The following is a 21,119-nucleotide window of genomic DNA, read 5'->3' on the forward strand; positions in this document are numbered from 1 at the left end:
TGCCACCGCTCACTCCGTCCCCCGTGCGTCGCGCGCCCGGATCTCCGTACCGACTTCTGCGTTCCGGTCCTTCTGCGTCCCGGCTTCCACGTACCGGCCTCCACATACCGGACTTCGCGTCCCGGTTTCGCGTACCGGATTCTGCCGGACGGCACACCGTACCCGGCGCTGATGTGTACGGTCGTACGCATGCCCTATGTACTGCTTGCCGCGGCCATCGCCGCAGAGGTCGGCGGGACCACCGCCATGAAGTACAGCGAAGGATTCAGCCGGCTGTGGCCCTCGCTGGCGACGGCCGCCGGATATCTGCTCGCCTTCGTCCTGCTCGCCCAGGTGCTCAAGTCCCTCTCGGTGGGGACCGCTTACGCGATCTGGGCCGGCACCGGCACCGCCGCCATCGCCGCCATCGGCATGGTCTTCCTGGGCGAGTCGGTGAGCCTGGCGAAGCTCGGCGGCATCGCCCTGGTCATCGGCGGGGTCGTGCTGCTCAACCTGGGCGGCTCGCACTGATGGCCCGGCGTTACGACCCCGGCCGCCGGGACCGGATCATCGATGCGGCGATCCGGATCGTCCGCGATCACGGCATCGCCGGGCTGAGCCACCGCTCGGTCGCGGCGGAGGCCGATGTGCCGCTCGGCTCGACGACGTACCACTTCGCCACGCTCGACGAACTGCTGATCGCGGCCCTGCGGAAGGTCAGCGACCATCCGCGGGCCACGGTCGGGGCCTGGGTGCGGGCGCTCGCCGAGCCGGGCGAGGGGCTCGCCGTCCGGCTCACCGCGCTGCTGGAGCGGCTCGTCGCGGGGGACCGGAGCGGGGTGCGGCTGGAGTACGAGCTGTATCTCGCCGCGCTGCGCCGTGAGGCGCTGCGGCCGGTCGCCGCCGAGTGGCTGGACGCCTTTGTGGAGGTCGTCAGGGCCCAGGTCGGCGGGGACGCCGCCACCGCCCGCGCGCTGGTGGCCCTCATCGACGGGCTGCTGATCCAACTCCTGCTGACGGGCCGGGCGTTCGACCCTGAGGAGGTGCGGGAGACGCTGGTACGGATCATCGGAGGGCGGGACGCCCCGGCCCCGGGCGCCGCCGCCCCGGGCGTCAGCGGCTGACCGCGGGACGCGCCGGTCCTCGGCTCTCGGTCCCCGGGGTCAGCGGCTGACCGCGGCGAGCGCCGCCCGCACACTGTCCTCGATGTCCGTGACCGGATACAGCACCTCGCGCACGGTCCGGTCCCGGTCCACCACCAGCGTCAGCCGCTTGAGTCTGCTGACCCCCGCCGTACGGAAGGTCGGCAGCCGCAGCGCGGCCGTCAGCTCAAGACCGGCGTCCGAGAGCAGCGGGAAGCGCAGCCGCTCCTTCTCGGCGAACGCCCGCTGTTCGTCGGGGCGCTGGGTGGAGACCCCGTGCACGGCCGCCCCGGCCGCGGTGAACTCCGCCAGCCGGTCGCGGTACGTGCACGACTCCAGGGTGCAGCCCGAGGCCCCAGGGATCCCGGCCCAGCCGGGCGGGTAGGAGCCACGCTCCGCGAACGCGGCGGGAAAGCAGTACAGGACGGTGCGGTCGGCGGTCGGATCGACCGGGTCGAGCAGGTCTCCGTCCGGGCCGGGGAGCCGGATCCCCGGGACGCGGGTGCCGATCAGGCCGTGCACCCGCTCGGCCTCCTTCGATGCCTCACCGGCGGTCGCCATCGTCGCTCCTTCTCCGAGGATCCAGGTGTCCCCCCAGTCCTGGAGGGCGATCAGCACCGGGAGCAGGGCGCTGCCGCGCGGGGTGAGCCGGTACTCGTACCGCACCGGACGCTCCTGGTACGGCTCGCGCCTCAGCACCCCCGCGTCCACCAGCAGCCGCAGCCGCTCCGTCAGCACCTTGCGGGACATTCCCAGCTCCCGCTGGAGCGCGTCGAAGCGGTGCACCCCGCGCGCGGTGTCCCGCACGATCAGCAGGGTCCACCAGTCGCCCACGACGTCCAGCGCCTGGGCGATGGCGCAGTCCGCGTCGTCGAGGCGGGTGCGCTGGGTCATGTCCGTACCCTCCCGGTCCCCGTCATCCGTCACCTGCCATCCGTCATCCGTGTGCGGGCTCATGCTGCCACAGTGGGTTCCTCATGGGAACTCGATGGGGGCGGCCGGGGACCCGACCACGCCGGCCGAGCGCTGAGACCGGTTCGCCGGTGCGGTGCCCGGCCGGTTAGGTTTTGGTCATGACCGACACGCTCTCGCAGACCCCTGCCCGCTCCACCGGCGCCGTGGCCGCCGGACTTGCCACCGTCACCGCCGACGGCACCGTTCTCGACACCTGGTTCCCCGCCCCCGAGCTCACCGCCGAGCCCGGTCCCGCGGGCACCGAGCGGCTCTCCGCCGAGCGCGCCGCCGAGCTGCTCGGCGAGGCTGCCCCGAAGGCCGTGGGACCCGACCCGCGCCGCGGTGTGGAGGTCGTCGCCGTCCGTACGGTCATCGCCTCGCTCGACGACAAGCCGCTGGACGCGCACGACGTCTACCTGCGTCTGCACCTGCTCTCGCACCGCCTGGTCAAGCCGCACGGCCAGAACCTGGACGGCATGTTCGGCCTGCTCGCCAACGTCGCCTGGACCTCGCTGGGCCCGGTCGCCGTGGACGACATCGAGAAGGCGCGGCTGAACGCCCGCGCCGAGGGCCTGCACCTCCAGGTCACCTCGGTCGACAAGTTCCCGCGGATGACGGACTACGTGGCGCCCAAGGGTGTCCGGATCGCCGACGCCGACCGGGTCCGCCTCGGCGCGCACCTCTCCGACGGTACGACCGTGATGCACGAGGGCTTCGTCAACTTCAACGCGGGCACGCTCGGCACCTCCATGGTCGAGGGCCGGATCTCCGCGGGCGTCGTGGTCGGCGACGGCTCCGACATCGGCGGCGGCGCCTCCACCATGGGCACCCTCTCGGGCGGCGGCAACGTCCGGATCACCATCGGTGAGCGCTGCCTGGTCGGAGCCGAGGCGGGCGTGGGGATCGCGCTCGGCGACGAGTGCGTCGTGGAGGCCGGGCTCTACGTCACCGCGGGGACCCGGGTCACGATGCCCGACGGACAGGTCGTCAAGGCCCGTGAGCTCTCCGGCGCTTCGAACATCCTCTACCGCCGCAACTCGGTCACCGGCACGGTGGAGGCCCGCCCGAACAACGCGGTCTGGGGCGGCCTCAACGAGATCCTGCACAGCCACAACTGAGCCGCCTCTGTCGGCAGTTCGGCCGGCACAGGTCACCGACGAGCGCCCTCCCGCGGCCCCAGGCCGGTCCCGGGAGGGCGCTCATGTGGTGGTCCGGCGTGGCCGGGCCGGCAGGTTGATGTGCCTGTGACAGAACGAAGACGTCGCGGGGAGCGGCCTGTGACTTGCTGCGAGATAGAAATATCTCCTGACCACACGGACCGCACTACTCCTGGGGGAACACATGAAGTACACCCGCATCACCGCTCTCGCCGCCGTAAGCCTCGCCGCCACCCTCTCGCTCACCGCCTGTGACGGCGACGCCTCCAGTAAGGACACGTCGTCCAAGGGCTCCTCGTCCTCGGCCTCCTCGTCCGACTCCTCATCCGGGGCTTCCTCGTCATCGGACGGCGGCTCGAAGACCGAGGGCGGTTCGGGCTCCGGCGGTGCGCAGGACAGCGGCACGAAGGCGGGCTCCGGCAAGGTCACCGAGACAGAGACCACCGCGAACGGCGGATCGGGGAGCAGCGGCAAGGTCACGTTCTGCAAGACGGCGAACCTGGCCATCGACGCCAAGAACGCCTCGCCCACCAAGACCGACGGCGAGATCTACGTGACCATGGTCAACCGTGGTTCGACCACCTGCTCGGCGACGGGCTACGCGGGCGTCGACATCACGGACGCGGACCACACGTCGAGCCCCGCCGACCGCGGCCACGCCGTGCCGCGCATCACCACCCTGAAGCCGGGCGACACCGCGATCTTCAACATCTCCTACAAGATCGACCCCACCGGCAAGAGCTACACGCACCCGACCAACATCCAGGTGACGCCCCCGAACGAGACCCACACCGTGAACCTGAAGTGGCCGGCGGGCGCGGGGCAGGTCAAGGACTCCTACGTCGGCGTCGAGGTCTACCCCACGCACAACAAGTAGCGGTGGGAGAGTGCGCGCGGCCGGCGTCGGTGCCCACTGCCGTGTCCGTGTCCGGCGCCCGTCTCATCCGGCGGCAGGCAGCTCCGCGTACGCCCTGCGCAATCCGTCGACCGCGTCACGGCCCGCGGGCAGCAGGGGTTCACGGACCGGCCCTGACGGGAGTCCGGCCGCGCCGAGGAGGGCCTTGGCGGTCACCGTGCCCGGCAGTCCGGACGCCATCATCAGCTCCACCAGCGGGGTGTTGAGCCGGTTGAGTTGTGCGGCTCCGGCCGGATCCGGGGCATCGTAGGCATCGAGCACCGCCCGCAGCTGTCGCGGCGCCACATTCGCCACCGTACTGACGAAGCCCGAGCCGCCCACCGCGTACAGCGGGAGGTTCAGCTCCTCGCAGCCGGAGTAATAGGCCAGCCCGGTAAGGGAGATGACCTTGGTGGAGCCCAGCACGTCGTACGCACAGTCCTTCACGGCCGCGATCCGCGGGTGCCCGGAGAGCCGCAGCAGCGAGCCGGTCCCGATCCGGGTGCCGGTGCGGCCGGGGATGTCGTACAGCATCACCGGCAGTCCGGTGGCGTCGGCGACCGTACGGAAGTGGGCTTCGACCGCCTCCTGCGGCGGACGGCTGTAGTACGGCGTCACCACCAGCAGGCCGTCCGCGCCCGCGCTCTCGGCCGACCGGGCCAGCTCTACGGTGTGCCGGGTCGACGCGCTGCCCACCCCCGCCACGATGTGTGCCCGGTCTCCGACGGCCTCCGCGACCGCCCGTACCAGCGTGCTCTTCTCCGCGTCGGTGGTGGTCGGGGACTCGCCGGTGGTGCCGCTGAGGACGAGACCGTCGCAGCCCGCGTCCACCAGGTGCGTGGCGAGCCGCTGAGCGCCCTCCGGGTCGAGCTCCCCGGCAGCGGTGAACGGCGTGATCATTGCGCAGAGCGCACGCCCGAAGGGCTGTGAAGGGGTCATGGCGGCAGTCTCGCCCCAGTGGAGAGTGAAGGTCCACTTAGTTCTGCTTCGATTGAATGCGAAGCATGGCTGAACAGTTCTGGTTCTGTTCCGGTTCTGAGCATCGGCTCCGGTCCGTATGCCGGGCCGGGCGCGGGATCAGTAGCCCGAGCCGCTGCTGGCGCTGCTGGAGGGCGAGCTGCTGCCGGAGGGTGAGCTGCTGCCGGAGGGTGAGCTGCTCGCGCTGCTCGAAGGTGAGCTGCTGGCCTTCGGCATGGCGGTGATCTTCTTGCCGTCGGGGCCCACGACGTACCACTTGGCGCCGAACTGGGTGAGGTCCTGACCGTTCATCTCGCCGGGCTTGTGGTCGCCCTGGTAGGTGTAGAGGGGGTGGCCTTTGTACGTGACCTGCTTGCCGCCCGCGCTCCGCATCGACGTGCTGAGCAGCTTGGTCTGCACCCCGCTGCCCGCGGTCGGCTTGTTCTTGACCGCCAGCGGCGGCCACGCCTTGGCGCAGGCGCCCGAGCAGGTCGACTTGTCGGTCTTGTCCGCCTCGAAGAGGTAGAGCGTCCGGCCCTTTCCGTTGACGAGGATCTTGCCCAGCGAGGTCTTCTTGACCATGATCGTCCGCAGTCCGGCGGTGGCCGACGGGCTGCTCGACGCGGACATGCTGCTGGACGCCGTCATGCTGGTGGACGGCGAGGCCTTGGGCCCGCCGGCCTGGGACGATGCGTCCGTGCTGGAACAACCGCTGACCGCGGCGGCGACAAGGCCGGCCGCGGCTACGGCGGCCGCTGTACTGATGCTGCTCCTCATGGGGCTCCTCCGGTCGGCCGCCGGCGGGCGGCGCTGTGGTGGCCGGCCCGGAGCGGGCCGCCGGATCCACTGGACCGCGAGTCACGGAGCCGCACCACCCGGCAGAGCCGTCCGGAGTACGGCCCGGAGCGAGGAGCCCTACGAGCCGCCGGGAGCGTCGGCCCGGCGGGCCGTCTCCTGCGGCGTCCGCCTGCGCCTGCGCCACAGCACCAGGGGAACGGCGCCCAGCAGGCCCGCCGCCGCGGGCGCCGAGGCCGCCGCCGCGCCGAGGCCGGACTGGCCGAAGGTGGCGGGGACCGGAAGGTTGTCCAGCCGGTTGAGCGGCCAGGCGATGACCTCCGCGCGGCCCACGACGTCCTTCACCGGGACGGAGCCGCCGCCCTTCTTGTCCTGGTGGTAGCGGGAGTCGGCCGAGTACTGCCGGTGGTCGCCCATGACCCAGATGTGCCCCTGGGGCACCTTGATCTTGAACTGGCCCTGCGGGTCCGTGCTGCACGGGGTGTTGCCGGGGAAGACGTACGGCTCCTTGAGGGCCTTGCCGTTCACCTTCACCGGGCCGGTGCCCTTGCACTCCACGGTGTCGCCGCCGACCCCGATGACCCGCTTGATCAGGTCCTTCTCATTGGCCGACGGCATCAGCCCGATGAAGCTCAGCCCCTTCTGGACCGGGTTGGGCTTCGCCGCGGGCTCGTCCGCGAGCCAGCCGTCCGGGTCGTGGAAGACGACGACCTCACCGCGGTGCGGCTCCGCGCCGAACCACGGGGTCAGCTTGTCGACGAGCACCCGGTCGCCGGTCTGCAGGGTGTTCTGCATGGAGTCCGAAGGGATGGAGAACGCCTGCAGCAGGAACGTCTTGATCAGCAGCGCGAGTACCAGCGCGATGACGACGAGCAGCGGCAGCTCCTTCCAGAAGGAACGCTGCGTGCTCCTGGTCTTCCTGCCGTCACCCGGATCCCGCGCGTCCGACGCGTCGCTCTCCTGGCCCGACTCCGTGCCGACCGTCACATCCCCCACCCTCACTTCATCCGGGAGCTGGCTCATTGCACCCAGATCTTCGCACGCATCCCGCTCCGTCCGGTGCGTCCCTTTATCCCGTGCTCATCTCCCTCCTGCCGTCCCGGGGGCCTCCCGGTCCTGTGCGTGTCTCCGTCCCGGGCGCTTCCGGTGGCTCCGGGGCGCTCCGGGCGGCCGGCCGGTCACCGGGGACCGGCCGGCCGGCGCGCTACGGACGGAAGCGCAGCACGCTCGGGTCGTGGTCGCTGTTCTGGTCGGCGAACTCGGCGTTGATGTGGACGATGTCCAGCTGGTACCTCCGGACCGAGGGGCTCACCAGGATCTGGTCCAGGATCTGCGAGTTCCCCTCGTAGACGTAGGAGTACCGCTCGTTCGCCGGCAGTGAGTACGCCGTCGCCGAGAGTGCCTTCCCGGCGGTGAGGATCTTCGCGGTGTCGGAGAACTCGAAGTCGTTGAGGTCACCGAGGACCACGACCTCGGCGTCCTTCTGCGCCGAACGGATCTTCCTCACGAAGGTGTTCACGGCCTTGGCCTGCTCGTGCCTGGCCGTCTCGGAGCTGCGGGCGGGCGGCTGGTACTGCGAGTCGATCGCCTGGTCGCCGCCCTTCGACGAGAAGTGGTTGGCGACCAGGAAGACCTTCCTGCCGCGGAAGGTGAACTCCCCGGCGAGCGGCTTGCGGCTGTCCTTCCAGGCGGGGTTGGCGGGGTCGACCCGGCCGGGGGAGTAGGTCAGCGCCGCCTTGCCGCCCTGCGAGACGACACCGGTGGCGTTGGTCGCCGTACCGCCGGGGCGGCTGGTGAAGCCGACGCGGTCCGGGTTGTAGAGGAAGCCCTGGCGGATGTTGCCGCCCGGCTCCCCGCCGTCCGCCAGGTCGACCGGGTCGATGGAGCGCCACTGGTAGTGCGGGCCGCCCGCGGCGACGATCGCGTCGATGAACTTGCCGACCGTCACATCGGCCGCCACCACACCGTCGTTCTTGGCGCCGTCGTTGTCCTGCACCTCCTCGATGGCCACGATGTCGGGCGACGAGAGATGGTCCACGATCCCGGCGGCCAGCTTGTCGAACTTGCTCTGCGGGTCCGTCGGGTCCAGGTTCTCCACGTTGTACGTGGCGACCGCCAGCTCGTCCTTCCTCTGCTTGCGGGTGACCTCCGGCCTGGTCCGGCCGGTCTTGACGGTGCCCAGCTGCCGGGCGGCCACGGTGTACGTACCGGCGAACTGGTTGTAGTCCAGCGGGCCCTCGGTCGTACCGGTCAGCGAGTCCCCGACGTTCGCCGCCGGGAACGCCCCGGCGGACGCGGGGGCCAGCGACTGGACCATCAGCCGTCCGGTGTTCTGCGAGGAGTACCCGTTGTAGAGGGTGCCGCCGCGCGGTGTCGGGCGCTCGTCCGGCTTCACCGTGACCCACAGCTCGCCGTAGGAGTCGGTCGCGCCGGTCACCCGGGAGGTCCCGATCCGGACGTTCATGCCCTCCAGCGACTCGTAGCGGTCGAGTGCGTACCTGTCCGGCCGCAGTGTGAGGCCGTTGATGCTGCCGCCCGCCGCCCTGTCGCCCGTGGGGGCGAACGTGCCGGGTATGTCACGGGAGTCGATGACGGTCGCGGCGGGCAGCGCGTTGCCCGACGAGCCGACCGTGACGGTCGGCTTGCCGATCTCGGTGACCGACTGGTTCCCGGACGCCGCACCGCCCGGTACGTACTCGTCGACCGTGCCGGAGACCGTGACCGCGTCGCCCACCGCGACGGTCGGCACGGAGCTGGTGAAGACGAAGACACCCTCGCTGGTGGCGGGGTCGGAGTCCGGGTGCGGGTCCTGGAACCAGAAGCCCCTGGAGCCGGACGTCCGCACCCCGGTCACGATGCCGGGCACTCCGGTCACCGTCTTCCCGGCCAGCGTGGAGAGCCGGGTCCTGCCCTGGATGTCATGGATCCTGACGCCGGCCGCACCGGCCGACGCGGGGGTGACGGCGAGCAGACCGGCCGCAAGCGCCGCCGTGACGACGGCGGTCACGGCGGCCGGTTTTGTACGGGGGAATGCGGGAAGAGCGCGCATCTACAGAACTCCGGAGGTGAGGGTGGAGTGGAGCGGGGATACGTTCTACGCGCGTCAATCTCTTGTGTGCGGAGGGGAGTTGTCAAGGGTCACGAGGTGGACGAAGGCTGACGGGTACATGAACCAGGTGGCATGGGTCGAAATGCGTCTACGCTGGGGCGCCCGAACCGTATGCCCGAAGACCGCGCCCTGTCGCCGGTCGGTCTCAGTCCCGAGGAGAACCACCGATGTCCGGAGACCGCCCCACCCTGCCGCCGGTGCGGCTGAACTCCGAAGCGGAACTCGCACGTGACGCGCTGGCCGCGCCCCTCCTCACCCGGGCCGTACGGCTGGCCCGCTGGGCCGGTCCCGGCACGCGCGTCGGCGCGGGGGGCGAGCTGGTCGACGACCAGCTGCCCGCGGCCGCCGCCGAGCTCGGTCTCGGAGCGGACGAGGACGGCGCGGCTCTGGCGAGCGAGGCGTGGCGGCTCGCCGTCGACACCGGTCTCGTCGATGTCGAGGAGGCCGAGGACGAGAACGGCGAGGGGACGGCGGCCCCCGGTGAGCAGCTGGCCCTGATCACATCGGGCAGCCCCCAGGAGATCCTGGCGCTCTGGCTCGACGGTCTGGAGACCGTGCACGCCGACGCCATCGCCCCGCAGTTCGACGACTTCGCCGATCTGGTGGGCGACGACGGCGAGATCGACTTCGCGAAGCTGGAGTGGGACCCCGAGGCGGAGGCGGAGTTCCTCGACGGCGTTCTGGGCAACCTCTATCTGCTCACCGTGACGGAGACCGGCGCCGAGGACGCCCCGGTGCCGCTGCCCGCGCTGGCTGCCTCGATGATCGTCCCCGATGACATGGGGGAGCCCACGGACGACGTACTGGAGCAGGTGTCGGAGGCGATGATGCGCCTGGACGACCAGTTCAGCCTGCTCGAACCGATCGGTCTCGTCGAGTACCACCCGGTCGACGAGGCCCTGATGGCCGATGAGGCCGAGGCCGCGGAGGGGCCGGGGGCCCCGGAACGCCCCGTGGACGACGAGGACGTCTCCCGGTACGGCATGGTGCGGCTCACCCCGCTCGGTCTGTACGGGATCAGGGCCCGGATGCTGGAAGCGGGCCTGGACGCGCCCGCCGTCGGTGAGCTGGCGGACAAGGACGCGGGCGCCCTGCTCGACGCCCTCGCGCGCTTCCCGGAGTCAGCGGGCCGCGCCGAGACCGTACTGTGGCTCACCGGCCGTGAACCGGCCGCCGCAGCAAAGGAGTTGCTGTCGGCCGCGCGGGGCGCCGACCGGGGCGCGCCGCTGCGGCGGCTGCACTGTCAGCAGGCGCTCTCGCTGGTGGCCGACGAAGCGGCGGAGCAAGAGGTACGCGAGGTGCTCGACGACGCGGAGCTCGGCGGGCTCGCCCGGGTCTGGCTCGCCGAGCGGGGCGCGGCCGATGTGCCCGCGCCGCCGGAGTCGATGATCTTCTGGCTGGCCATCGACACGCTGGCCGCCCAGCTGGACGCGGACGGTGAGGTCGAGGAGCTCCAGGGGCTCGTGGAGGGACTGACCGGTCAGCACAGCGGCTTCTTCGACGCGGCTTGGCGGGTGGAGCACCCGGCGACGGCTGAGGTGCTGGAGGCGATGGGACGGCTGCACCCGGACCGTAAGGCGGCGAAGGACGCCCGCAAGGCGGCTTTCAAGGCCAGGTCCCGGGCCTGACGACGGCGACGGGTCAGGTGTCCCGGGCCTGACGGTGCCGGGGGCCCGGCAGGGCTGCCTGACAGTGTGCCGGGGCGGAGCGGGGCGTTCGTGGTGTGGGGCCGCGTTCGTGCGGCGGGGGGACCGTAGCGGTGCGGGGGTTCCCGGTGGTGCGGATGAGGCGTGCGGGTGCGGTGCCGCCGCGCCGGGGCGGTCCGGTGAGAGGCCGTGCCCCGGGCGGGGCGGCGGACCCGCCCGGGGACGCTCAAGTCCGCAGGTAGGAGGCTCCGTTGAGGTCGAGTACGGTGCCCGACGACCACTCGGCGGCCGGTGAGGCCAGCCAGAGCACCGCGGCCGCGATCTCGTCCGGCGACGCCACCCGGCCGAACGGGGACTGCGCCCGGATCGCCTCGCCCCCGGCGCCGCTCAGCCGGTCCGCCACCCGCTCGGTCTCGAAGAAGCCGGGCGCGACCGATGCCACCCCGATTCCGTACGGTGCGAGCGAGACGGCCAGCGACTGGCCGAGCGCGTGCACGGCCGCCTTGGTGGCGCCGTAGGCCGGATGGTCGGGCTCCCCGCGGAACGCGCCGCGCGAGCCGATGTTCACGATCCGGCCGCCGTTCCCCGCGTCGATCATGCGGCGTCCGGCGAGATGGCTGAGATGCGCGGTGGCGAGCAGATTGACGCCGACGTGCTGCTGCCAGACGGTCACCCACTCCTCGTACGGAGTCCCGGGCAGCGGATGGCGGACGTTCACGGCGGCGTTGTTCACCAGTACGTCGATGCCGCCGAGGCCGTCGGCCGCGCGCCCGGCGACCTCGGCGGCCACCACCGGGTCCGAGAGGTCGCCGCCGACGAGGACATGGCCGGACCCGGGGAGCGCGGCCAGCGTCTCCCGCGCGTCCTCCTCCCGGGTGCCGAAGTGCACGGCCACCCGGTCTCCGTTGGCGGCGAAAGCACGGGCGACCGCGCGGCCCAGGCCGCGGGAGGCACCAGTGATGAGGACACGACGACCGGTTGCGGGGAATTCCATGCCCTGATCATCGCAGGGAATACCTGTTCGGAAAATCCCGGCCTCCAGCGTCCCACGGCGGGACAGACATGGCGTGAGGCGGTCTCGCGGGCGCATACTGAGCGCAATGACTAAGTCAGCCGGTTCCCGGCGCCACCTGCCCTCCAGTCCCTTCAACCGCCCGGCCCAGGCCGCCGCACCCATCGAGATCTTCGATGTGGGCGACCGTGTTTCGCATGATCAGTTCGGGCTCGGAAGAGTCATCGGAATCGAGGGCGACAATGACGCTGTGCTCATCGACTTCTCCGGGCGTCAGGGGAGGATCCTCAGCCCTTACGCCAAGCTGACCAAGCTCTGAGCCCGGCGGGGACGGCGAGCGCGGCGAGGGCGACCCGGCGGGGCAGCCGTGGACCGGCCGCCGGAACCTGCTGTCAGGGCGGTGTGCGGTGACCCGGAGCCATGCCAGGTCACCGCTCCGTTGACATCGCGGGTGACACCGCGGGGCCGGCCGCCCGGTGTGCCGGGCGGCCAGGACGACAGTGACGGAGACATCCCGGTCCGCGAGGAGCAGCTGATGCCGAAGCCGATGCGGGCCGATGCGCGCCGCAATTACGAACGCCTCCTGAAGGAGGCGGCCCTGGCCTTCACCGAACGCGGCGTGGACGCCTCCCTGGACGACATCGCGAAGCGCGCGGGCGTCGGCTCCGGCACGCTCTACCGTCACTTCCCCACGCGACAGGATCTCCTCGGCGAGGTGTACGCCGACAGCATCGCCGAACTCGCGGACCAGGCAGCCGAGTTCGGCGCGTCGGACCGGACGCCGGGTGCGGCGCTGGCGGAGTGGCTGCAGAAGCTGGCGGAGCAGCTGATCCGTCTGCGGGGCCTCAAGGCGCTGCTCAGCGCCGCGATGGCCGACGGCAGTACACCGGTCGTCTCGGACTGCGGCGGCCGGCTGGGCGGTGCGGCGGGCGATCTGCTCAGGGCCGCACAGCAGTCGGGCGCCGCGCGCGCCGACCTGGAGCCCGCGGAGATGCTGCGGCTGACGCATGCGGTGGCCTGTGCGGCCGAGATCGGCGCGGACGGTGCGCCCGATGTGCGCCGCTATCTCACGCTGCTGATCGAGGGGATCGGCGGCGAGGACCGGCAGGCGATGTCCCGGTGAGCGGAACGGGCACGGTGGACGGCGGACCCGATGAGCTGCCCGGGGTCACGGCCGGGGCCGGGGGTACGGCCGGGAGCGTGGAGGGGACGGCGGACGGGGCCGGATCGGAGGAGTGCGACCGCAGGGTGCTGTGCCGGATGTGCGGCCGGCCGCTGACCGGCCCGGCCTCACGGCGCGCCGGGCTCGGCCCGGCCTGCGACGCGAAACTGCACCCGGCGCGGCCGGACATCCGGACACGCCGGCACGGGGTGGATCAGGATCCGATCCCCGGACTGGAGTGAGACACCGGCTGGTACATCCGGCTGGCTGTGCCTGGGCGGCGCACCTCTGTGGCAGGTCGCGGCAGGCTGTAGTGGCGCAGGCTGTGATTGCTCAGGCGGTAGTGGCTCGGACCGTGGCGGTTCAGGCCGCGGGCTCGATGCCGCCCTGTATCGCGGCGGCCCATTCGAGCAGCAGGACTTCGTAGTCCTCCGATGGCCACTCGCCGTCCGTCGTCTGGGCATCGACGAGCCTGCGGATGGCGTCGTTGGCCTGCGAGGCGGAAGGGGTGGTGGACATACGAACAAGGCTACGGCCTGCCACTGACAGTTAACCCTCATCTGCACGTGGTATCGGTCACGTGTTCCGTATAAGGGCGTGTTGTCCGTCACTCATACCCGGCGGCAGGGGGTTCGACGGCCTTAACGGGCCTTTATGAGGACGGAGTTCGGGACTGCGGGGTTGCCCTCGCGCGGTGCGACCCGGCTCACTCCGGCCCGTGCGCGCCCGCCCCGGCAGATGCCCCCTGCGGCGCGCCGTACGCCACGGTTTCGAGCCGTGCGCGGCCGTCCCGTACCGCTTTGCCGAGCGTGAGGCTGCCGTCGCCGACCGCGATGCAGGTGGTGGCGTCCAGGGTCAGCCGGGCGTCGGGGCGCTCGGCCGGACCGTCGCCGTAGAGCGGCTCGCCGCCGTCGGTGCGGACATGGAACACACCCTCGTCCATCCGGACCTCCACCACCCCGGGACCGAGTCCGAGCCCCGGCAGATGCCGGGCCAGCGGAATGGCGAACCAGTGCGCGCGCAGGGCGTCCGTCGGCCGCCGCTCGGCCAGCGCGGGCGCGCCCCAGTCGGCGAGCGCGGTGAGGACGGGCAGCAGCCCCGCACCCCGTGCGGTGAGCTCGTACACGGAGGCGGGTGCGGGCGGCGGCAGCCTGCGCCGGGTCGCGAGCCCCTCGCGCTCCATGTCCTTGAGCCGGGAGGCGAGCACGTCGGTGCTCACACCCGGCAGGTCGGCGTGGAGGTCGGTGTAGCGGCGCGGGCCCGCCAGGAGTTCGCGGACGATCAGCAGGGTCCAGCGGTCCCCGACGGCGTCGAGCGCGCGGGCGGCTGCGCAGTACTGGTCGTAACTTCGGCGTGGCATGCACCGCAGTCTAGACAGAAAGTTGGACTTTCCAAGCTGCCACTTGGTAAAACCAAGTGAAGCAAGTGAGACCTGGGAGGGCCACGGCATGGAGTTCCGTCAGTCGAACAAACTGAGTGACGTCTGCTACGAGATCCGGGGCCCGGTGATCGACCATGCCAACGCACTGGAAGAGGCCGGGCACAGCGTGCTGCGGCTGAACACCGGCAATCCGGCCCTCTTCGGTTTCGAGGCGCCCGAGGAGATCGTCCAGGACATGATCCGGATGCTGCCCCGGGCGCACGGCTACACCGACTCGCGCGGCATCCTCTCGGCCCGGCGGGCCGTCGCCCAGCGCTATCAGGCGCTCGGGATGCCCGAGGTCACCGTCGACGACGTCTTCCTCGGCAACGGTGTCTCCGAGCTGATCTCGATGGCGGTCCAGGCGCTCCTGGAGGACGGGGACGAGATTCTGGTCCCCGCGCCCGACTATCCGCTCTGGACGGCCGTCACCACGCTGGCCGGCGGGCGGGCGGTGCACTATCTCTGCGACGAGTCGGCCGAGTGGTACCCGGACCTCGGCGACATGGCGTCGAAGATCACCGACCGCACCAGGGCGGTGGTGATCATCAACCCCAACAACCCCACCGGCGCGGTCTATCCGCCCGAGATCATCAAGGGCATCCTCGATCTCGCCCGCCGCCACGGACTGATGGTCTTCGCGGACGAGATCTACGACCAGATCGTCTACGACGACGCCGTCCATCACTCGGCCGCGGCCCTCGCACCCGACCTGGTGGTCCTCACCTTCAGCGGTCTGTCCAAGTCGTACCGTGTCGCGGGCTTCCGGTCCGGCTGGCTGGTCGTCTCCGGACCCAAGCAGCACGCGAAGAGCTATCTGGAGGGGCTGACGATGCTCGCCTCCATGCGGCTGTGCGCCAACGCCCCCGCCCAGTACGCCATCCAGGCCGCACTGGGCGGGCGCCAGTCCATCAGGGATCTGACGGTGCCGGGCGGCCGGCTGCACGAGCAGCGCGACCGGGCGTGGGAGAGGCTCAACGAGATCCCGGGCGTCTCCTGTGTGAAGCCGAAGGGCGCGCTCTACGCCTTTCCCCGGCTGGACCCGGAGGTCCACCGGATCCATGACGACGAGCAGTTCGTCCTGGACCTGCTGCTCCGCGAGAAGATCCAGGTGGTGCAGGGCACCGGCTTCAACTGGCCGCGCCCCGACCACTTCCGGATCCTGACGCTGCCGCACGCCGACGATCTGGACGCGGCGATCAGCCGCATCGGGCGCTTCCTGGCCGGCTACCGCCAGTGACGTCCGGCCGGGCTGCCGCCCTCCGGTGCCCGGCCCGCCGCCCTACAGCGCCTGCGCCGCGGGCTTGACCATGCCCCGGACCGTACGGGACTTCACGAAGTCGCCCACCGCCGTCATCTCCCACTCGCCGGAGAACTGCCTGATCAGCTTGGCCATCAGCACCCCGGTCTGCGCCTCGGTGCGGGTCAGGTCGAAGCGGACCAGCTCCTCCCCGCTCGCCGCGTCGATCAGCCGGCAGTACGCCTTGGAGACCTCGGTGAACTTCTGGCCGGTGAAGGAGTTGACCGTGAAGAACAGGGCGGTGGCCTCGGCGGGGACCTTGCCGAGGTCGACCACGATCACCTCGTCGTCGCCCGCGCCCTCGCCCGTGAGGTTGTCACCGGAGTGCTTGACCGCACCGTCGAGGATCGAGAGCTTGCCGAAGTAGCAGCTGTCGAGGTGGTTGCGCTGCGGGCCGAAGGCCATGACCGAGGCATCGAGGTCGATGTCCTTGCCGCGGAAGGCCGGCTCCCAGCCGAGGCCCATCTTCACCCGGGACAGCAGCGGCTTGCCGCCCTTGACCAGGGAGACCGTCTGGTTCTTCTGGAGGCTGACCCGGCCCTTGTCCAGGTTGATCCGGCCGGAGCCCGCGGGCGGGGTCGGCGGCGCGGCGGCGGGCGGAGCCGCGACGGCGACCCGGGGATCCACCGGCGGTGCGGACGGCATCGGCGGGGCGGGCGGGGCCGCTGGGGCCGCCGCGGGGGCGGGCGCGACAGGTGGCGCCGACGGGGCCGCCGGTACGGGCGGTGCGGCTGGGGCGGGCTCCTCGACCGACACGCCGAAGTCCGTCGCGATACCGGCCAGTCCGTTCGCGTACCCCTGGCCGACGGCGCGCACCTTCCACGCGCCGTTGCGGAGGTAGATCTCCACGATGACCAGTGCGGTCTCGGTGCCCAGCCGGGGCGGGGTGAAGGTGGCGAGGACGCTGCCGTCGTCCGTGGAGCGGACGGTGGCCGTCGGTTCGATGCCCTCGAACGTCTGGCCCGCCGCGTCCGGGCTCGCGGTGATCACGATCTTGTCGATGCCCGCGGGGACGGCGGCCGTGTCCACCACGATCGCGTCCGGCGCGGAGCCGCCGCCGGAGCGGTGGCCGACACCGGGCCCCGACGGCTGGTTGTAGAAGATGAAGTCATCGTCCGAGCGCACCTTGCCGTCGGCGGTGAGCAGCAGGCCCGACACGTCGAGCCGCACCGGAGCCGCCACGTCCACCGCGACGCGGGGGAGCGGGAGCGGGATGTTCGAGCCTGGGGTCATTGCGGTCATGTCCGGAGGAACGAGCGGCGGAGCTTTACGGTTCCTTGAAACTTTCCCGGGACGATGAAGCCACTTCTACCGCCCGTACGCTCGCCGCCCGTAAGCCCGTTCACCCCGCGCCCGCTCCCACGCAAGCGCACCCGCCACCCGTGTCTCCGGCACCCGGTCACTTCCCGGGCAGCACCACGATCTTCCGCCCGATGCCCGCCTTGAAGCGGTCGAGCGCCGCCGGGTAGCTCTCCAGCGGCAGCCGGTCGCTGATGAAGACCCCGGGGTCGAGCACCCCGGCGGCGAACAGCTCGGCCGCCCGCTCGTAGCTGTGCAGCACCGCCATCGAGCCGGTGATCGTGATCTCCTGGTTGTAGATCTTGTACGGGTCGATCGTCGCCCGTGTCGCGTAGTCGGCAACACCGAACTGCAGATACGTCCCGGCCTTCGCCACCCGCCCCAGGGCGTCCTGGATGGCCGCCGCGTTGCCGGTCGCGTCGATGACGACGTCCCAGCCCCGGCCGGCCCGCTCCAGCTCGTCCGCGCCGCTCGCCGCCGATGAGCAGCCCAGGCCGCGGGCGGTGGCCAGCCGTTCCTCGTTGATGTCGACCATGTCCACGCTGGCCGCGCCGGTCCGCTTGGCCAGCTCCAGCATCATCAGCCCCATCGTCCCCGATCCGTAGATCAGCACATGCGAGCCGAGCCTGCTGTTGAGCACGTCGTAACCGCGTACCGCGCAGGACAGCGGCTCGATCAGCGCCGCGTCCTCGGTCCTCACATGGTCCGGCAGTTTCACGCAGTTGGCGGCCGGCGCCACCGCGTACTCGGCCGCGCCGCCCGCGGTGGTCACCCCGATCGCCGCCCACTTCTCGCACATGTTGTTGTGCCCGATACGGCAGTAGCGGCATTCGAAGCAGTACAGGGACGGGTCGACGGCCACCCGGTCGCCCGCGGCCAGCGAGGTGACGTCGGAGCCCAGCGCCACGACCGTGCCGGCGAACTCATGGCCGGGCACCACCGGCAGGGTGGGCGCGAACTCGCCCTGGAGGATGTGCAGATCGGTCCCGCACAGCCCGCAGGCGGCCACTTCGACGATCACGTCGCGCGGTCCGGGGGTGGGGTCGGGCACATCCCCGTACACGACCTTGCCGACGGATTCGACGATGGCTGCCTTCATTTCACGGCTCCGAGCGAAAGGCCCTGGACCAGCTTGTCCTGGGCGGCGAACCCCGCGGCGAGCACCGGCAGGGAGACAACGAGCGACGCGGCGCACACCTTCGCCAGGAACAGGCCCTGGCTGGTGATGAAGCCGGTCAGGAAGACGGGCGCGGTCTCGGCGACGACACCCGTGAGCACCCGGGCGAAGAGCAGCTCGTTCCAGCTGAAGATGAAGCAGATCAGCGCGGTGGCCGCGATCCCGGGCGCGGAGATCGGCGCGACGATCCGGGAGAGGACCACCGGCAGTCTCGCGCCGTCCACCCGCGCCGCCTCGATGACCGCCACCGGCACCTCGGCGAGGAACGACTGCATCATCCACACCGCGATCGGCAGGTTCATCGAGGTGTAGAGGATGACCAGCATCCAGATGTTGTCGAGCATCCCGGTGTTCTTGGCGAACAGATAGATCGGCAGCAGCCCGGCGACCACCGGGAGCATCTTCGTGGAGAGGAAGAAGAAGAGGACGTCCGTCCACTTCTTCACCGGCCGGATGGAGAGCGCGTACGCGGCCGGCAGCGCCAGCACCAGCACACAGAGGGTCGAGACGATGGAGGCCACCGCGGAGTTGGCCAGTGCGGGCCAGGGGCTCGCGCCGCCGCCCGCGCCGAAGAAGTCGCGGTAGCCGTCCAGGGTGAGCGAGGCGGCGAGCGACGGCGGGTTGGTGGCCGCGTCGGTCTCCGCGTGGAAGGAGGTCAGCGCCATCCAGGCGATCGGCAGGAAGAAGAGGATCCCGGCCAGCCAGGCCGCCAGGCCGAGCAGGGTGCCCCCGGTGCGGGCGGCGCCCCGGGGCGCCGCCGTGTCTGCGGACTTCATGCGCGTGATGCCTCCTCGCTGAAGAGGGACGAGACCACGCGGAGCGCGAAGGTCGCGATGATGATCGTGCCGATGACGACGAGGACCCCGGCGGCGGACGCTAGTCCGTTCTCGTGCGCCTGGTAGAAGGCCTGGTAGACGGTGTACGGCAGGTTGGCGGTGCCCAGACCGCCCGAGGTGATGGTGAAGACGGCGTCGAAGTTCTGCACGATGTAGATCGAGCCGAGCAGCGCCCCCAGTTCCAGGTAGCGGCGCAGATGCGGCAGGGTCAGATGGCGGAAGATCTGCCAGTTGCCCGCGCCGTCGATCCGCGCGGCCTCGATCAGCTCCGGTGAGCGGCTCTGCAGACCGGCCAGCAGGATCAGCATCATGAACGGAGTCCACTGCCAGATCAGCGCCGCCTCGACCGCGAGCAGCGGGGTGTTCGACACCCAGTCGGGCTGTGGCGCGCCCCCGCCGCCCACCCAGTGCAGCAGCCCGTTGAAGAGCCCGTACTCGGGGTTGTAGAGCACATGCTTCCAGAGCAGCGCGGCCGCCACGGGGACCAGCAGGAACGGCGCGATGAGCAGCGTACGGACGAATCCCCGGCCCTTGAAGCGGCGGTCGAGGAGCAGGGCGAGTCCGAGTCCGAGCACCAGGCTGACGAGGACCACCGCGACGGTCAGCACCACCGTGGTGAGGACCGACTTGCGCAGGTCCGGATCGGTGAGTACGTCGGAGTAGTTGGCGAACCCGGTGAAGTGCCTGGCCTTCGGGTAGAGCGCGTTCCAGTTGAAGAAGGAGATGACCACCGTCGCCACGAAGGGCAGCTGGGTGACGACGATCATGAAGATCAGGGCGGGCAGCAGCGGTGCCCGGGTGGCCCAGGCGCGCAGCCGGTTGCCCGGCGGGGGTGTCGGGCCGGGAGGGGACACCGCGCGTGGTGCGGTGGGAGCGGTGGTCGCTGTCATCGTCCCTCGTACTCCTTCGCGATCTTCGCAGCGAGCCGCTGGGATGCGGCGATGGCCGAATCGACGGACTGGCGCCCGGCGATGGCCGCGCTGATCTCCTGGGAGACCTTGGTGCCGAGGTCCGTGAACTCGGGGATGCCGACGAACTGGATACCGGGTGCGGGGCGCGGCTGGATCCCGGGGTTGTCGGGCTTGGCGCCCTTGATGGCGTTGAGCGTGACGTCCCCGAAGGCGGCGGACGCCTTCCGGTACGCGGGGTCGGCGTAGGTGGAGGCGCGCTTGCCCGCCGGGGCGTCCGACCAGCCGCTCACCTTCCCGACCAGCTCCTCGTACTGCTTGCTGGACGCCCAGGAGATGAACTTCCAGGCCTTGTCAGGGTTGCGGGACGTCTTCTGGATGCCCCAGGCCCAGGTGTAGAGCCACCCGGAGCTGTCCGTCTTCTCGACCGGCGCGGGTACATAGCCGATCTTGCCCTTGACCGGGGACTTGGCCGACTCCAGCGAACCGGCGGCGGATGTCGCGTCGTACCACATGGCGGTCTTGGACTGGGTGAGGTCGTTGAGGCACTCGGCGAACCCGGACTGCGCGGCCCCGGACTCGCCGTGCTCGCGTACCAGCTTCACGTAGAAGCCGACGGCCTGTCTGAAGGCGGGGGAGTCGAGCCTGGCCTTCCAGTTCTTGTCGAACCAGGTGCCGCCGAAGGTGTTGACCACCGTCGTCAGCGGGGCGGCCAGCTCGCCCCAGCCGGGCAGGCCGCGCAGACAGATGCCCTTCATCCCCGCCTTCGCTCCGTCCGCCTTCGCGGCGAGCGAGGCCACCTGCTGCCAGGTGGGGTGGGCCGGCATGGTCAGATGCTTCTGGGCGAAGACGTCCTTGCGGTACATCAGCATGGACGACTCGCCGTAGAAGGGCTCACCGTAGAGCTTCTTGTCGTCCCCGGTGAGCGACTGCCGCAGCGCGGGCAGGATGTCCTTCTGGTCGAAGGCGGTGTCCTTGGCCGCGTACCGGCCGAGGTCGTGCAGCCAGCCGTTCCTGGCGTAGATCGGGATCTCGTAGTTGGAGAGCGTCGCGACGTCGTACTGGCCCGCCTGGTTGGCGAAGTCCTGGCTGATCTTGTCCCGTACGTCGTTCTCGGGCAGCACGGTGAAGTTCACCTTGATGCCCGTCTCACGGGTGAAGTGGGCCGCGGTGAGCTTCTGCAACTCCGTCATCTGCGGGTTGTTGACCATCAGCACATTGATCGAGTTCCCGCCGGACCCGCTTCCTCCGGCGCCGGTCCAGCAGCCGGACAGGCTGATGAGCAGCGCCCCCGATGCGGCCAGCGCGAGCAGTGCGCGCGGCCTCCGTCGGCTCGGGCTTCGCATGGATCGCTCCTCGTGGTGGTTGGGG

General features: G+C 70.9%; 22 protein-coding genes. 9 read left to right on the forward strand and 13 right to left on the reverse strand.

The features are described 5' to 3' along the window. The first annotated feature begins 189 nt into the window (after positions 1-189). Both ACWGKJ_RS32450 and ACWGKJ_RS32455 read left to right on the forward strand, forming a co-directional pair. Positions 190-510 (forward strand): DMT family transporter, encoded by a 321-nt coding sequence (locus ACWGKJ_RS32450; protein ID WP_385028021.1) that lies wholly within the window; start codon positions 190-192, stop codon positions 508-510. Further along, the gene (locus ACWGKJ_RS32455) at positions 510-1,103 is read left to right on the forward strand and encodes a TetR/AcrR family transcriptional regulator (RefSeq protein WP_385028024.1); all 594 of its coding nucleotides are present in this window, start codon (positions 510-512) and stop codon (positions 1,101-1,103) included. The genes ACWGKJ_RS32450 and ACWGKJ_RS32455 overlap by 1 nt, the downstream gene beginning before the upstream one ends. A 39-nt stretch (positions 1,104-1,142) precedes the next feature. Here ACWGKJ_RS32455 and ACWGKJ_RS32460 read toward each other — a convergent pair whose 3' ends face one another. After that, positions 1,143-2,015, reverse strand: coding sequence for a winged helix-turn-helix transcriptional regulator (locus ACWGKJ_RS32460; protein WP_385028027.1), 873 nt, complete (start codon positions 2,013-2,015; stop codon positions 1,143-1,145). A 179-nt stretch (positions 2,016-2,194) separates the two neighbouring features. Between ACWGKJ_RS32460 and dapD the strand changes: the two genes are divergently transcribed. After that, positions 2,195-3,193: a 2,3,4,5-tetrahydropyridine-2,6-dicarboxylate N-succinyltransferase gene (dapD, locus tag ACWGKJ_RS32465; protein WP_385028030.1), complete on the forward strand. Its 999-nt coding sequence runs from the start codon at positions 2,195-2,197 to the stop codon at positions 3,191-3,193. Positions 3,194-3,416: 223 nt separating this feature from the next. After that, positions 3,417-4,109, forward strand: a complete 693-nt coding sequence (locus ACWGKJ_RS32470) for a DUF4232 domain-containing protein (protein WP_385028033.1) — start codon at positions 3,417-3,419, stop codon at positions 4,107-4,109. Between the two features lie 63 nt (positions 4,110-4,172). Here ACWGKJ_RS32470 and dapA read toward each other — a convergent pair whose 3' ends face one another. From dapA to ACWGKJ_RS32490, 4 genes are all read right to left on the reverse strand, one after another. Continuing rightward, complete coding sequence (gene dapA, locus ACWGKJ_RS32475) at positions 4,173-5,066, reverse strand: 4-hydroxy-tetrahydrodipicolinate synthase (protein WP_385028036.1); 894 nt, start codon at positions 5,064-5,066, stop codon at positions 4,173-4,175. Positions 5,067-5,204: 138 nt separating this feature from the next. After that, positions 5,205-5,861, reverse strand: a complete 657-nt coding sequence (locus tag ACWGKJ_RS32480) for a COG4315 family predicted lipoprotein (protein WP_385028039.1) — start codon at positions 5,859-5,861, stop codon at positions 5,205-5,207. Positions 5,862-5,999: 138 nt separating this feature from the next. Further along, positions 6,000-6,902 (reverse strand): signal peptidase I, encoded by a 903-nt coding sequence (gene lepB, locus ACWGKJ_RS32485; protein WP_385028042.1) that lies wholly within the window; start codon positions 6,900-6,902, stop codon positions 6,000-6,002. Between the two features lie 181 nt (positions 6,903-7,083). Then, positions 7,084-8,928 (reverse strand): endonuclease/exonuclease/phosphatase family protein, encoded by a 1,845-nt coding sequence (locus ACWGKJ_RS32490; RefSeq protein WP_385028045.1) that lies wholly within the window; start codon positions 8,926-8,928, stop codon positions 7,084-7,086. A 227-nt stretch (positions 8,929-9,155) separates the two neighbouring features. Between ACWGKJ_RS32490 and ACWGKJ_RS32495 the strand changes: the two genes are divergently transcribed. Then, a complete protein-coding gene (locus tag ACWGKJ_RS32495) occupies positions 9,156-10,616 on the forward strand; it encodes a hypothetical protein (protein ID WP_385028048.1) in 1,461 nt (486 codons plus the stop codon). Positions 10,617-10,860: 244 nt separating this feature from the next. Here the strand turns inward: ACWGKJ_RS32495 and ACWGKJ_RS32500 are convergent, their stop codons facing one another. Further along, on the reverse strand, positions 10,861-11,628 hold the full coding sequence (locus ACWGKJ_RS32500) for an SDR family NAD(P)-dependent oxidoreductase (RefSeq protein ID WP_385028051.1): 768 nt from the start codon (positions 11,626-11,628) through the stop codon (positions 10,861-10,863). Between the two features lie 106 nt (positions 11,629-11,734). Between ACWGKJ_RS32500 and ACWGKJ_RS32505 the strand changes: the two genes are divergently transcribed. The 3 genes from ACWGKJ_RS32505 to ACWGKJ_RS32515 all read left to right on the forward strand — a co-directional run bounded on the left by ACWGKJ_RS32505 (position 11,735) and on the right by ACWGKJ_RS32515 (position 13,050). After that, complete coding sequence (locus ACWGKJ_RS32505; RefSeq protein ID WP_164267523.1) at positions 11,735-11,965, forward strand: CarD family transcriptional regulator; 231 nt, start codon at positions 11,735-11,737, stop codon at positions 11,963-11,965. Positions 11,966-12,181: 216 nt separating this feature from the next. After that, positions 12,182-12,769, forward strand: a complete 588-nt coding sequence (locus ACWGKJ_RS32510) for a TetR/AcrR family transcriptional regulator (protein WP_385028055.1) — start codon at positions 12,182-12,184, stop codon at positions 12,767-12,769. A gap of 77 nt (positions 12,770-12,846) precedes the next feature. Continuing rightward, positions 12,847-13,050, forward strand: a complete 204-nt coding sequence (locus ACWGKJ_RS32515) for a DUF6011 domain-containing protein (protein WP_385028097.1) — start codon at positions 12,847-12,849, stop codon at positions 13,048-13,050. Positions 13,051-13,171: 121 nt separating this feature from the next. On the opposite strand, the gene ACWGKJ_RS32520 is transcribed toward ACWGKJ_RS32515, so the two are convergent. Beyond that, on the reverse strand, positions 13,172-13,327 hold the full coding sequence (locus ACWGKJ_RS32520) for a hypothetical protein (protein WP_203600932.1): 156 nt from the start codon (positions 13,325-13,327) through the stop codon (positions 13,172-13,174). Between the two features lie 187 nt (positions 13,328-13,514). Beyond that, positions 13,515-14,168, reverse strand: coding sequence for a winged helix-turn-helix transcriptional regulator (locus ACWGKJ_RS32525; protein ID WP_385028058.1), 654 nt, complete (start codon positions 14,166-14,168; stop codon positions 13,515-13,517). Positions 14,169-14,256: 88 nt separating this feature from the next. Here ACWGKJ_RS32525 and ACWGKJ_RS32530 point away from each other — a divergent pair, with 88 nt between their 5' ends. After that, positions 14,257-15,468 carry a pyridoxal phosphate-dependent aminotransferase gene (locus ACWGKJ_RS32530; protein ID WP_385028061.1) on the forward strand — a complete coding sequence of 404 codons (1,212 nt, stop codon included), beginning with the start codon at positions 14,257-14,259 and terminating at the stop codon, positions 15,466-15,468. 42 nt (positions 15,469-15,510) lie between these two features. On the opposite strand, the gene ACWGKJ_RS32535 is transcribed toward ACWGKJ_RS32530, so the two are convergent. The 5 genes from ACWGKJ_RS32535 to ACWGKJ_RS32555 form a co-directional block, all read right to left on the reverse strand. After that, positions 15,511-16,770: a TerD family protein gene (locus ACWGKJ_RS32535; RefSeq protein ID WP_385028064.1), complete on the reverse strand. Its 1,260-nt coding sequence runs from the start codon at positions 16,768-16,770 to the stop codon at positions 15,511-15,513. Positions 16,771-16,927: 157 nt separating this feature from the next. Then, complete coding sequence (locus ACWGKJ_RS32540; RefSeq protein ID WP_385028067.1) at positions 16,928-17,926, reverse strand: zinc-dependent alcohol dehydrogenase family protein; 999 nt, start codon at positions 17,924-17,926, stop codon at positions 16,928-16,930. Next, positions 17,923-18,780, reverse strand: a complete 858-nt coding sequence (locus ACWGKJ_RS32545) for a carbohydrate ABC transporter permease (RefSeq protein WP_385028070.1) — start codon at positions 18,778-18,780, stop codon at positions 17,923-17,925. Before ACWGKJ_RS32545 ends, ACWGKJ_RS32540 begins: the two co-directional genes overlap by 4 nt. Next, a complete protein-coding gene (locus tag ACWGKJ_RS32550; protein ID WP_385028072.1) occupies positions 18,777-19,730 on the reverse strand; it encodes a carbohydrate ABC transporter permease in 954 nt (317 codons plus the stop codon). Before ACWGKJ_RS32550 ends, ACWGKJ_RS32545 begins: the two co-directional genes overlap by 4 nt. After that, a complete protein-coding gene (locus ACWGKJ_RS32555; protein WP_385028075.1) occupies positions 19,727-21,094 on the reverse strand; it encodes an ABC transporter substrate-binding protein in 1,368 nt (455 codons plus the stop codon). Before ACWGKJ_RS32555 ends, ACWGKJ_RS32550 begins: the two co-directional genes overlap by 4 nt. Positions 21,095-21,119: the final 25 nt, after the last annotated feature.

The sequence above is a fragment of the Streptomyces sp. NPDC054757 genome (assembly GCF_053612185.1).